The following is a 12,611-nucleotide window of genomic DNA, read 5'->3' as shown; positions in this document are numbered from 1 at the left end:
GCCCACCGCGTCTGCAGCAATCGTGGAGAGACGGTGGGCACGCTCGCCTTCGCTCTTCGAGCTGAGCCTTCGCTTTGCCCACCCGACAAGTGACATACCTTGCTAGCCCGCCTCGCGGCGGCGGCCGCCATGGGCGTTGCGCTGCGTGAGCCGGGCGCGGTGCAGGGCAAAGAGCTCCTTGATCTGGTCGGCCGACTTCGCGGCGCTGAACAGATAACCCTGCATCTCGTTGCAGCCGAGTGCGCGCAACAGCCGCTGCTGCTCCTCGGTCTCGACGCCTTCGGCCGTCGTCGTCATGCGGCGGGACGCGGCAAGGCCGACCACGGCCTGCACGATCGAGGCCGAGCCGTCTGGCCCTGCGATGTCGTTGACGAAGCAGCGGTCGATCTTGATCTTGTCGAACGGGAAGCGGTGCAGATAGCTCAGCGACGAGTAGCCGGTGCCGAAATCGTCGAGCGCGATCCGCACGCCGATCGCGCGCAACTGATGCAGGATGGCAAGCGCGGTCTCGTCGTCGCGGATCAGCACGGCCTCGGTGATCTCGAGCTCCAGCCGGCTCGCCGGCAGGTTGGAGGCCGCGAGCGCGGCCATGATCTTCAGCGCCAGCGTCCCGCTCTTGAACTGCACGGGCGAGACGTTGACGGCAAGGCGGATGTCGTCCGGCCAGTTGGCGGCGTCCCGGCAGGCGGTGGCCAAAACCCATTCGCCGATCTCGTTGATCAGCCCGGTATCCTCGGCGATCGGGATGAATTCGGCCGGCGAGATCATGCCGCGCTCCGGATGGCGCCAACGCACCAGTGCCTCGCATCCGGTAATGCTGTCGTCCTTCAGGCTCAGGCACGGCTGGTAGAAAACTTCGAGCCCGCCATAGGCGATGGCGTGCCGGAGGTCGATCTCGAGCAGCCGCCGTTCCCGGACCTTGGCATCCATCTCCGGCTCGAACACGCGATAAGTATGGCGGCCGGCGGACTTGGCCGCGTACATCGCCAGATCCGCATTCTTCAAAACCTGGTCGAGCGCCACGCCGTGCTCCGGCGCGAGCGCGATCCCGATGCTGGCGTCGGTGGTGAGCTGGTGGCCCAGGCAGTTGAGAGGCCGGCGGATGGCGCCGAAGACGCGTCCGACGAGATCGGTGACGCGATCGGGCGAGGTGACCGCGCGCTGCACGATCGCGAATTCGTCGCCGCCGAGCCGCGCCACGAAGTCGCCTTCGCCGGCGCAACGGCTGAGGCTCGTCGCGATCGACTTCAAGAGCTCGTCGCCGACGAGATGGCCGAGCGCGTCGTTGACGCCCTTGAACTCGTCGATATCGATGTAGTGCACGGCGAGCTGCTCGCTGTCGGCAATCGTCGCCAGCTCGTGCCGTAGATGTTCATGGAACATCGCGCGGTTCGGCAGGTCGGTCAGCGCGTCGTAATGCGCAAGATGGGTGATCCGCTCCTCGATGCGCCGCCGCTCGGTGATGTCCTCATGGGTCGCTACCCAGCCGCCGTCGGCCAGCGGCTCGTTGGCGATCTGGATCGACCGGCCGTCCGCGGTGTCGATGACCATCGCATTGCGCATGTGGATGTCGCGCAGCACGCGGGCGACGTATTTGTCGACGTCGCCGGTGAAGGAGCCTGTGGCCTTCCGGTGCGCGATGATGTCGTGGAAGCTGCAGCCGGGCTTTACGACCTCGGCCGAGAGCCCGTAGATGTCGAGATAGCGCTGGTTGCAGACGATGAGCCGTTGCGAGGCGTCGAACAGCAGGAGGCCCTGGGTCATGTTGTTGACGGCGCGATCGAGCCGCTGCTTCTCCAGCGTCAGCCGTTCGCGCGATGCGCGGAACTGCTGGAGCAATTTGCGCACCACCGAGGTCAGGAGCCCGGCGATGACGAGCGCGGAGGCCACCGCCACCGAGATCAGGATGCCGATCTGCTCGCGCCAATCCGCAAGCGCCGCCGCCGTGGTCGTGGTTGCCACCATCACGATCGGAAAATGGGGCAGCGCATGCGACGAGATCAGGCGGTCCAGTCCGTCGACCGGGTTGATGAATCGGCCGGTGAAGCGATCGACCTCGAAGATCCGCTGCTGGATGTAGGAGCCGTTCCGGTAGTTCCGTCCCATGACCTCATCGAGATGGGGATAGCGTGCCAGCAAGGTCCCGTCGCGGTGAAGCATCGTGATCGTGGCGCCTTCGCCGAGCGCCACGGAGGAGAAGAACTTTTCGAAATTGGCGGGCTCGATGCCGCGTCCGACGAGGCCGAGAAATTCGCCGCTCGGCCCCCGGACCTTGCGAAGGATCAGGATCGTCCAGGCGCCGGAGACGCGGCTGTGCACCGGTTCGACCAGGATGTCCGGCGCGTGCGGATCATACTTGAACGTCTTGAAATAGGCGCGATCAGTCACGTTCACCTTCGGCGCCGGCCACGCCGTCGACGAACTGATCAGATCGCCGTCGGCGTCGATGACGTTGACGCTGCCCATATAGGGCAGCGCCTCGATCTTCGAGCGCAGCATCAGGTGGATGTCCGGCCCCGAGAGCCGCTTGCGGAAATCATCGGCATTCGCAACGCCCGTCGCGCGCACATAGTCGACAAAATCCTTCTGGATGACTGCGAAATCCTGGAGCTGCTGATCGAAATGATGGGCGAGCAGCAGTGCCGTGTTTTCCAGCTCTCGCGCGCTATTGCGCAATGCGCGCTCGCGGAAATCCTGCGCCATCAGCGTCGCGCCGATGGCTATCGCCGCAATCAGCAGCACGCCGCCCACGACCAGCCAGCGGATCGGTCCGCTGCGGATCAGGGACGCTCGATCGAGGAGGCGGCTGCCGTATCTCGTCATGTCAGGTATCACTGTCGCGCACACGCCAGGATCATTTTCTTGAACCCGGTACATCCGCACGTTTACGGAGTCGGTATGGAGGTGGGGTTAGGAATTGCGGTTAACGCGCGGTGAATGGCAACGCGCGAATGCAAGCGATGCGCGCTGTGCGAACCGAGCAGGAATTGCCGAAGGCTCACGCGATGCCGGTCAGTTCTTGCCGGTCGATGCGACGTCAACCTGGGCTTAACCATCTAACTTACTGGAACCGCTCAACGCCACATTGGCACGGCATTTGCGAATGATCCTCGCGTTACGCAGAGAGGATTGAACCATGAAAAACACTTTGAAGAATTTCTTCGCCGATGAGTCCGGTGCGACTGCGATCGAATACGGCCTCATCGCGGCCGGCATTGCGCTTGCCATCATCACCGTCGTCAACGGGCTCGGCAGCAAGCTCAACACAAAATTCGGATCGATCAGCTCCTCGCTGAAGTGACGGCGTGCCCTCAGGCCAAATAGTGGCCGGATTTGCCGCCCTTCTTCTCAACGAGATGGATGCCCTCGATGCGCACGCCGCGCTCGACCGCCTTGATCATGTCGTAGACGGTGAGGCAGGCGACCGATACGGCCGTGAGTGCCTCCATCTCGACGCCGGTGGGGCCGGTGACCTTCACGCTCGCGCGCACGATGCAGCCCGGCAGCTTCGTGTCAGGTTCGATGTCGAGGGTTACCTTTGATAGCGCCAGCGGATGGCAAAGCGGGATCAATTCCGAGGTGCGCTTGGCCGCCATGATGCCGGCGATGCGGGCGGTGCCGAGCACGTCACCCTTCTTGGCGTTGCCGGAAACGATGAGCTCGAGCGTCGCCTTGCTCATGATCACGCGTCCCTCGGCGACCGCGAGGCGTTCGGTGGCGGGCTTGTCCGACACGTCCACCATCCGCGCCTCGCCGGAGGCGCCGATATGGGTGAGGGCGGGGCGCGTCTTCGAAAGCTTACGCGCCATGTCCTTGCGCGCCATGTCAGCGCGTGCCCGTGGCGCGGGGCGCGGTCTCGCGCGTGAGCAGGCTGCGCGTCGCGGCCGTGACGTCGGCCTGCCGCATCAGGCTTTCACCGACAAGGAAGGTCGACATGCCGACGCGCTCGAGCCGGGCGAGGTCGGCCTGTGTGAAGATGCCGCTCTCGCCAACCATCAGACGCTCGCGCGGGATCAGCGGTGCCAGCGCTTCGCTGGTCGCGAGCGTGGTCTCGAAGGTACGCAGGTTGCGATTGTTGACGCCGATCATCGGCGACCGCAGTTTCAGCGCGCGATCGAGCTCGGCGCGGTCGTGGATCTCGATCAGCACATCCATGCCGTAACCGAGCGCTGCGTCTTCCAGGTCCTTGGCGGTGGCGTCGTCGAGCGCAGCCATGATGATCAGGATGCAGTCGGCGCCGTGGGCGCGCGCTTCCGCCACCTGATAGGTGTCGAACAGAAAATCCTTGCGCAGCACGGGCAGCGCGGTCGCCGCGCGCGCCGCCACCATGAAATCCAGATGTCCCTGGAACGACGGCGTGTCCGTCAGCACCGACAGGCAGGCCGCGCCGCCGGCTTCATAGGCCCTGGCGAGCTGCGGCGGATCGAAATCGGCGCGGATCAATCCCTTGGAGGGCGAGGCCTTCTTGATCTCCGCGATCAGCGCGTAGTCGCCGGCTGCAAGCTTGCTCTGGATGGCGCGCAGGAAGCCGCGCGGCGCAGGTGCCGTCCTGGCGCGGGCATCCAACTCGGGGAGCGGATGCGCGCGCTTGGCGGCCGCGATCTCCTCGCGCTTATAGGCCTCGATCTTGGTCAGGATATCCGACATCTCTGGCTCAGCTATTGGAGACGGCAATCAGGTGCTTGAGCCGCGCGGTGGCCGCGCCGCTGTCGAGCGATTTGGCGCCGATCGCAACACCCTCCTTCAGGTCCTTGGCGTGGCCGGCCACGACGAGGGCGGCCGCCGCGTTGATCAGCGCGACATCGCGATACGGGCTTGGCCGTCCGTCGAGCACGCTCTGCAGCGCGATCGCATTGGCTTCGGCGTCGCCGCCCTTGAGCGCAGCGGCCTCACAGGAGGGCAAGCCGGCATCCGCGGGGCTGATCTCAAAACTCCTGATCTCGCCGTTCTGGAGCGAACTCACGAAGGTTGGGCCGGTCAGCGTGATCTCGTCGAGCCCGTCGGAGCCATGCACGACCCAGACCGAATCCGAGCCGAGGTTCTTCAGCACCTGCGCCAGCGGCTGTACCCATTGCCGCGAGAACACGCCGACCATCTGCCGCTTGACGCCGGCCGGATTGGAGAGCGGACCGAGCAGGTTGAAGATGGTGCGGGTGGCGAGCTCGACACGGGTCGGGCCGACGTTCTTCATCGCGGGGTGATGGGCCGGCGCAAACATGAAGCCGATGCCGCATTCCGTCACGCAGCGGCCGACCTGCTCGGGCTTGAGGTCGATCTTGACCCCGAGCGAGGCCAGCACGTCGGCGGCGCCCGAGCGCGACGACAGCGCGCGGTTGCCGTGCTTGGCGACCGGGATGCCCGCGCCGGCCACGATGAAGGAGGCACAGGTCGAGACGTTGACCGAGCCGGAGCCGTCACCGCCGGTGCCGACGATGTCGACGGCATCTGGCGGCGCCGTCACGCGCAGCATCTTGGAGCGCATCGCCGACACCGCGCCGGTGATCTCGTCCACGGTCTCGCCGCGCACGCGCAGCGCCATCAACAGCCCGCCCATCTGCGAGGGCGTGGCCTCGCCGGACATCATGGCGTCGAAGGCGGAAGCGGCTTCGTCACGCGACAGGCTGGCGCCGGTCGCGACTTTTCCGATAATCGATTTCAGGTCGTCCATCGCGTGCTTTCAACTGACTACTGGTTGTTCGCGCCTGTCACTTGCAGGAAGGCGGCCTGATTGATCGTGGTCCCGATATCGTTCTGGATCTTGGTGACGTAGGCCGCGACCTGCTCGTCGGTGAGCGAACGGTCGAGGCTGTCCTTCAACTTCTTGATCGGGTCGGAGGCGAGGTCAACCTGGGGGTCGACGATCTCGGTCACGCGGAAGACGAAGACGTCGCCGCCGCCGGTTGCCGCGGTCTGGCCGACGCCGTCCTTGGCGGTGCGGAAGGCCGCATTCACGAGGCTCGCAGGCACACCGGCCGGCGAGTCGTCGCGCTTGAAGCCGGTGGCGGTCTCGACCTTGAGGCCGGCGCTCGCTGCTTCGTCGGCGAGCTTGCCGCCCTGGTCTAGCTTCTGGACCATCTCCGTCGCCTTGGCCTTGAGCTTGGTCGCGATCTGGTCCTGGCGCCAGCGCGCCTCGACCTGATCGCGGACCTCGTCGAGGCCGCGCTCGCGCGAGGGCGTGATGCCGAGCACGTCGTACCAGACATAGCCGCCGCGGAAGGAGATCGGATCGTTGTCGACACCGACGTCGCTGTTGAATGCCTGCGACACCACGTCGAGCCCCTGCGGAATGTTGGTCAGCGGCTGGCCGTTCGGCGCGCGGCCGGAGCGGTCCACGGCATCGATGGTCACCGCAGTGAGGCCGAGTTTCTGAGCCGCATCGACGACGCTGGAGCCGCCGCCGCGCTCGTCCTCCATCTTGTCGCGCAACTCCGAGACTTTTGCGCGGGCCCGCTCGGCGGCGAGCTCGCGCTTGATGTCGGCAGCGACGGCCGCGAAGTTCGGTTCGACGGCCGGTTCGATCTTGTCGACCTTGACGAGGGCTGTGCCGAAGCGGCCCTGCACGGGCTGGCTGATCTCGCCCGCGGGCAGGGCGAAGGCGGCATCTGCGACGGCGGGATCGAGGATCGCGGACTTCGCCACCAGCCCAAGATCGGCATCGCCGGGATTGAGCCCGCGCTCCTTGGCGAGATCTTCAAACGACAGTCCACCGGTCAGGCGGGTCCGCGCGGTCTGCGCCTCCTCGACCGTGGGGAATACGAGCTGGTGCACCTGCCGCTTTTCCGGCGTGCCCATCCGATCCTTGCGCTGGTCGAACAGCTTCCTGGCGTCGTCGTCGGAGACCTCGGTCCACTTGCCGATTTCTTCCGGCGAGATCACGACGAAGGAGATCTTGCGATACTCGGGCGCGCGGAACTGGACCTTGTGATCCTCGAAATAGGCGGCGAGCGCCTCGGGCGAGGGCGGGTCGATGGTGCCGGCGTGCGCGGCGTCCAGCCTGACGAATTCGATGCCGCGCTGCTCGTTCTGGAAACGGGTCAGCACGTCGATCATGGATTTGGACGGCTCGAGGCCGGCGGCGATGGTGCCGGTGATCTGCCGCCGCAGCGACACCTTGCGCTGCTCGGCGATGTAGCGCTGCTCGGTATAGCCGAAGTTGCGGATCACGGCCTGGAAGCGCTGCGGGTCGAAGCTGCCGCTGACGCCCTTGAAGTTCGGGTCGTTCATGATGACGCGGCGGATCTCGTCGTCGGACTGGCCGAGCCCGAGCCGGCGCGCTTCCTCATCGAGCGCCGCTTCCGCGATGGACTGCTGGAGCACCTGGCGGTCGATCCCGAATGCGCGCGCCTGTTCGGAGGACAGGGGACGGCCGAACTGGCGGCCGATCTGCTGCAGGCGCTCGGTATAGATCTGGCGGAATTCGTTCAGCGAAATCTCGGTGCCGCCGACCTTGGCGACGGTCGACTGCCCAAAGCCGCGGAAGATGTCGGCGATGCCCCAAATGCCGAAACTGATGATCAACACGCCCATCACCACGGCCATTATGGTTTTGCCGAGCCAGTTTGATGAGGCCTTGCGCATTCCTCGAAGCATTGGGTCCAACTTGTTTGGTAGGAAAGGGAACCGGTTCGCGCCTTAAAGCAGATTCCGCAAAAGCGCGTCACCGAATTGATCTGGCATCATAAAGTGGCTGCTTTCGCCCCGCAACCTGAGGCTCCCTTAAGCTGTGTTAACGAGCCCATCTCTCTGGAACTGCGGCGCCTGCTCTGCTAGCGCATGGGCGAGCCCATTTCGCTGGATTTTGACATGACTGACGCCATCCGCCCCCTGATCGCCGGCAATTGGAAGATGAATGGCCTCAAGGCCGCGACTGCCGAATTCGACGCCATGCTTACAGGCGCGGCAGACGTCGCCGCCAAAGCCGATCTGCTGGTGTGCCCGCCCGCAACGCTGATTGCCGCCTTCGCCGACAAGGCGAGGGGGAAGAAGGTCGCGGTCGGCGCGCAGGATTGCCATCCGAAGGTATCGGGCGCCCATACCGGCGATATTGCCGCGGAAATGCTTGCGGACGCAGGGGCGAGCGGCATCATCGTCGGCCATTCCGAGCGCCGCGCCGACCATGGCGAGAGCGACCTTTTGGTGCGGCAAAAGGCCGAAGCCGCCTGGCGCGCCGGGGTGACCGCGATCGTCTGCGTCGGAGAGACGCAAGGCCAGCGTGATGCCGGGCAGACCCTGGATATCCTGCGCGGCCAGCTTCAGGGATCGCTTCCGGATGGCTCCCGCGCCGCCAATCTGATCGTCGCCTATGAGCCGGTCTGGGCGATTGGCACCGGATTGACCCCGACGGCCCAGGATGTCGAGCAAATTCATGGGTTTATCCGCGAATTGCTGACTTCCCGCTTCAGCGCCGAGGGGGCCAAGATGCGAATCCTCTACGGCGGCTCGGTCAAACCCTCGAACGCGGCCGAGCTGATGGCGGTGGCCAACGTCAACGGCGCGCTGGTCGGCGGCGCCAGCCTGAAGGCGGCCGATTTCCTTGCGATCGCCAAAGGTTGTCCCTAGCTAACCGCAAGCACCGATCGGGGGGTGGCATTGCCGGTCCCGATCGTGTAACACCGCGCAACTTCAGGAAAACCCGCAAAGCGCGCTGGCAGCCGGTATCGGCGCTGACGGCTTGTGACGGAAGGGTACCATGCAGACTGTCGTTATCGTCATCCACCTCATGATCGTCTCCGTGATGATCGGCGCCGTGCTGCTGCAGAAATCGGAAGGCGGCGGTCTCGGCATGGGTGGCGGTGCGGGCTTCATGTCGAGCCGCGGCACGGCGAACCTGCTGACGCGGACGACGGCGATTTTGGCTGTCGGCTTCTTCATCACTAGCCTGTTCCTGACCTGGTACGCGGGCTACGACCGCAAGCCGGCCTCGATCATCGGCCAGCCCGCCTCGCAGACGCAGCCCGTTGGCGGTGCGGCGCCGGTGGCGCCGCCGACCTCGGGCGGCGTGCTCGATACGTTGAAGAAGGCCGACGAGCAGCAGCAGAATCAGGCCCCCGCGGCTCCGCAGGCGCCGAAGTCGCAATAGCGGCGCAATAAAGCAGGGGGGCCATGCAGGGCGGTGCCTACCGTCCTGCATCAAAAATCCCCATCAAGGCACTGTTACCACTCGTAGTTTTGGCTCACCCACAGGCCCGCAAAATCTTTGGGGCGGAAGACGAATCGCTTTGGCGAATCGAATTCGAGGGATTAGAGGTTAAGTCCCATGGCGCGGTACATTTTCATCACCGGCGGCGTGGTTTCTTCGCTCGGAAAGGGTCTGGCTTCGGCGGCACTCGGTGCTCTGCTGCAGGCTCGCGGGTACAAGGTCCGCCTCCGCAAGCTCGATCCCTATCTCAATCTCGATCCCGGAACGATGTCGCCGTATCAGCACGGCGAAGTGTTCGTGACCGATGACGGCGCGGAGACCGATCTCGATCTCGGTCACTATGAGCGCTTCACCGGCAGGCCTGCGACGAAGCAGGACAACATCACCACGGGGCGCATCTATCAGGACATCATCTCCAAGGAGCGCCGCGGCGATTATCTCGGCGCGACCATCCAGGTGGTGCCGCACGTCACCAACGCCATCAAGGAATTCGTGCTGTCGGGCAATGACGAGTACGATTTCGTGCTGGTGGAGATCGGCGGCACCGTCGGCGACATCGAGGGCCTGCCGTTCTTCGAGGCGATCCGCCAGCTCAAGAACGAGCTGCCGCGTGAACACGCCGTCTACATCCACCTCACGCTGCTGCCCTACATTCCGAGCGCCGGCGAGCTCAAGACAAAACCGACACAGCACTCGGTGAAGGAGCTGCGCTCGATCGGCATCCAGCCGGACATCCTGCTCTGTCGCACCGATCGCGAGATTCCGAAGGAGGAGCGGCGCAAGCTCGGCCTGTTCTGCAACGTGCGCGAAAGCGCCGTGATCGAGGCGCGCGACGTCGACAACATCTACGCAGTGCCAGAGGCGTATCATGCCGCCGGCCTCGACGACGAGGTGCTCGCCGCCTTCGGCATCGGCTCGCGGATTCCGCCGGAGCTGCAGAGCTGGCAGCAGATCAACGAGCGCGTCCGCAATCCCGAAGGCAACGTCACCATCGCCATCGTCGGCAAGTACACCGGCATGAAGGATGCGTACAAATCGCTGATCGAGGCGCTGTCGCATGGCGGCATCGCCAACAAGGTGAAGGTCAATCTCGACTGGATCGAGAGCGAGATTTTTGAAAAGGAAGATCCCGCGCCGTTCCTCGAGCACGTCAACGGCATTCTGGTGCCCGGCGGCTTCGGCCAGCGCGGCGCCGAAGGCAAGATCCGCGCGGCGCGGTTCGCGCGCGAGCGCGACGTGCCGTATTTCGGCATCTGCTTCGGCATGCAGATGGCGGTCATCGAGGCCGCCCGCAATCTCGTCGGTATCGAGGAAGCCAACTCCACCGAGTTCGGTCCCACCAAGGAGCCGCTGGTCGGCCTGATGACGGAATGGCTGCGCGGCAACGAGCTCGAAAAGCGCTCGCAGGCCGGCGATCTCGGCGGCACGATGCGGCTGGGTGCCTATCCCGCGGCGCTCAAGCGCGGCAGCCGCGTCTCGCAGGTCTATGGCGGCGCCACCGAAATCTCCGAGCGTCACCGCCACCGCTACGAGGTCAACACCGCCTACAAGGACCGCCTGGAACAGCACGGCCTGAAATTCTCAGGCCTGTCGCCGGACGGCGTGCTGCCTGAAATCGTCGAGTACGAGGATCACCCCTGGTTCATCGGCGTGCAATTCCACCCCGAGCTGAAGTCGCGCCCGTTCGAGCCGCATCCGCTGTTTGCATCGTTCATTGCGGCGGCGGCGAAGCAGAGCCGGCTGGTGTAGCATCGCCAAGTTACCCCTCATGGTGAGGAGGGTGCGTTCAGGGGGCAGCGCGCTTACGCTCCAACCTTGAGATCCGGCGGGTCGACTTGAAGACCCAAATTATCCAGGCCAAAGGTATCGCGAAGACCGGCCTGGCCAGCCGTTGTCAATTGCACCGCCCGTGTATCATCGACTCGGGTGAGCCAATTCAGCTCCATGCAGCGTCGTTGGATCTCGGCTCCGACGTGACCGGCGATGTGATACCGGCGTTCGCTCCAGTCGAGGCACGGCTTGCAGAAGATGCGCTTATTTCTGCGCTTCTGGCTCAGGTCGACTCCAAATTCGGTCAATAGCTTCGCGCCGGCATCGGTGACATCGCCGCCGTCTTCGCCAAGGACGATGCAATCGCAGGCGATCAGGGAGTCCGCGATCGCAACGCCCAATCGACCCGCCAAATGATCGTAGCAGGTGCGACCGAACCGCAGCGCCGCGTCGCGCGCAGATCGAGGTTGATATCGCTGAGGAACCTCGAGAGCTGCCACCAGCTTGATGCTCTCGAGCATGCAGGCAACCAGTGGTGAGCTGATGCGGTAGTACCGATAGCTGCGCTTCCTGGTCACCGAGATGAGCCGGGCCTCGACCATCCTGGACAGGTGCTCGCTGGCTGTCGGTCGCGAAACTCGCGCAAGGAACGCCAACTCACTTCCGGTCAGGGATTGTCCACCCATGAGGGCGGACAGCATGGTCGCGCGCGCGGTATCGCCGACGAGCGCCGCAACCTCGACCAAGTTCGCCGCTGCAACCATAGCGTCCTCTACCATTGTCCGCACCGGAGCAACAAGCGAGGTGAGTTCGGCACGCACCGAACTCACGACTGGAGACATTGAGCTCGTCGGATGCGACAGCTTGGGGACCACTTGATCGATCGTGTCCTGGAGGCTGCCGTGAAGCGCGAACCCATCAGAGTTGAACCCATTTCTACCTATCTGGAGCATCGGCGGAAGGGACCAATCTGTCCTGTCATCGTCGCCGGCGAGACGGTTTATGTCTCAGGCATACCGCCCTTTGACACGGTCACCGGTGAGGTCAGGCGATTGCCGTTCGTACAGCAAGCCGAGATTGTTCTCGAGCAAATGAAACTTTGCCTGGAAGTTGCCGGCTCGTCGTTGCAGCACGTCGTGAAATGCAACGTCTACTGCACGCCTGATAGTTCGAATTTCGCCGCGTTCAACGATGTGTACCAGCGCTATTTTCCCGTCTCGCCACCCGCGCGCATCTTTCTGACGGTGCCTTCCTGGCCAGGTGAATTCGACGTGGAAGTCGATTGCGTTGCGATCAAAGCCGACCTGGAAGATCGGCTGGCTTCGGCGAGGGACATGAACGCACTGAAGCACCTCAACGCCGGCTATATCCGCTCGGTCGCCATGAAGGATGTCGATTGGTTTCGCGAACATCTGAGCGACGATTTTCTCAACAGCAACCCCGACGGATCAGTGGTCGATCGTGCCGGATTCCTCGAACAGATCGCGAAGCCCGCGGCCATATCGAATTTGGGATACGAGGACGAGCGGATCCGGATCATGGGCGACATGGCGATCATCCATGCACGGACGACCTATCTCAGGGCCGATGGGTCGGCCGGCTTTGGACGATACACCGACAGTTGGGCGCGCCGCGCCGGCGTCTGGGTTTGTGTCGCCGCTCACGTCACGCGGGGATGAGGACGAACGGAATTCGGCCGCAA

General features: G+C 64.3%; 11 protein-coding genes and 1 pseudogene. 6 read left to right on the top strand and 6 right to left on the bottom strand.

Annotation, left to right across the window (positions count from 1 at the left end):
* Positions 1–102 precede the first annotated feature (102 nt).
* The gene (locus KUF59_RS24675; protein WP_212459649.1) at positions 103–2,823 is read right to left on the bottom strand and encodes a bifunctional diguanylate cyclase/phosphodiesterase; all 2,721 of its coding nucleotides are present in this window, start codon (positions 2,821–2,823) and stop codon (positions 103–105) included.
* A gap of 313 nt (positions 2,824–3,136) precedes the next feature.
* On the opposite strand from KUF59_RS24675, the gene KUF59_RS24670 reads away from it, so the two are divergent.
* Positions 3,137–3,301: a Flp family type IVb pilin gene (locus KUF59_RS24670; RefSeq protein WP_212459650.1), complete on the top strand. Its 165-nt coding sequence runs from the start codon at positions 3,137–3,139 to the stop codon at positions 3,299–3,301.
* Between the two features lie 10 nt (positions 3,302–3,311).
* Here the strand turns inward: KUF59_RS24670 and moaC are convergent, their stop codons facing one another.
* From moaC to KUF59_RS24650, 4 genes are read right to left on the bottom strand one after another with little or no spacing between them, the layout of a single operon-like run.
* Positions 3,312–3,809: a cyclic pyranopterin monophosphate synthase MoaC gene (gene moaC, locus KUF59_RS24665; protein WP_212459651.1), complete on the bottom strand. Its 498-nt coding sequence runs from the start codon at positions 3,807–3,809 to the stop codon at positions 3,312–3,314.
* Positions 3,810–3,825: 16 nt separating this feature from the next.
* Positions 3,826–4,647, bottom strand: a complete 822-nt coding sequence (trpC, locus tag KUF59_RS24660) for an indole-3-glycerol phosphate synthase TrpC (protein WP_212459652.1) — start codon at positions 4,645–4,647, stop codon at positions 3,826–3,828.
* 7 nt (positions 4,648–4,654) lie between these two features.
* On the bottom strand, positions 4,655–5,668 hold the full coding sequence (gene trpD / locus KUF59_RS24655) for an anthranilate phosphoribosyltransferase (protein WP_212459653.1): 1,014 nt from the start codon (positions 5,666–5,668) through the stop codon (positions 4,655–4,657).
* 17 nt (positions 5,669–5,685) lie between these two features.
* Positions 5,686–7,590, bottom strand: coding sequence for a SurA N-terminal domain-containing protein (locus KUF59_RS24650; RefSeq protein WP_212459654.1), 1,905 nt, complete (start codon positions 7,588–7,590; stop codon positions 5,686–5,688).
* Between the two features lie 213 nt (positions 7,591–7,803).
* On the opposite strand from KUF59_RS24650, the gene tpiA reads away from it, so the two are divergent.
* From tpiA to KUF59_RS24635, 3 genes are all read left to right on the top strand, one after another.
* Entirely contained in the window at positions 7,804–8,559 is a 756-nt protein-coding gene (gene tpiA / locus KUF59_RS24645; protein WP_212459655.1) for a triose-phosphate isomerase, read from the top strand.
* Between the two features lie 130 nt (positions 8,560–8,689).
* Positions 8,690–9,079, top strand: a complete 390-nt coding sequence (secG, locus tag KUF59_RS24640) for a preprotein translocase subunit SecG (protein WP_212459656.1) — start codon at positions 8,690–8,692, stop codon at positions 9,077–9,079.
* A 177-nt stretch (positions 9,080–9,256) separates the two neighbouring features.
* Positions 9,257–10,888 carry a CTP synthase gene (locus tag KUF59_RS24635; RefSeq protein WP_212459657.1) on the top strand — a complete coding sequence of 544 codons (1,632 nt, stop codon included), beginning with the start codon at positions 9,257–9,259 and terminating at the stop codon, positions 10,886–10,888.
* Positions 10,889–10,941: 53 nt separating this feature from the next.
* On the opposite strand, the gene KUF59_RS24630 is transcribed toward KUF59_RS24635, so the two are convergent.
* Entirely contained in the window at positions 10,942–11,673 is a 732-nt protein-coding gene (locus tag KUF59_RS24630; RefSeq protein ID WP_212459658.1) for an ArsR/SmtB family transcription factor, read from the bottom strand.
* 90 nt (positions 11,674–11,763) lie between these two features.
* On the opposite strand from KUF59_RS24630, the pseudogene KUF59_RS24625 reads away from it, so the two are divergent.
* Positions 11,764–12,204 (top strand): annotated as a pseudogene (locus tag KUF59_RS24625) (RidA family protein); the annotation flags it as partial.
* Positions 12,205–12,243: 39 nt separating this feature from the next.
* A complete protein-coding gene (locus tag KUF59_RS24620; RefSeq protein ID WP_212459936.1) occupies positions 12,244–12,588 on the top strand; it encodes a nuclear transport factor 2 family protein in 345 nt (114 codons plus the stop codon).
* Positions 12,589–12,611: the final 23 nt, after the last annotated feature.

It is taken from the genome of Bradyrhizobium arachidis (genome assembly GCF_024758505.1).
GTDB lineage: Bacteria > Pseudomonadota > Alphaproteobacteria > Rhizobiales > Xanthobacteraceae > Bradyrhizobium > Bradyrhizobium manausense_C.
Note: the sequence above shows the minus strand (reverse complement) of the source record. Positions and strands in the feature narration are given on the sequence as shown.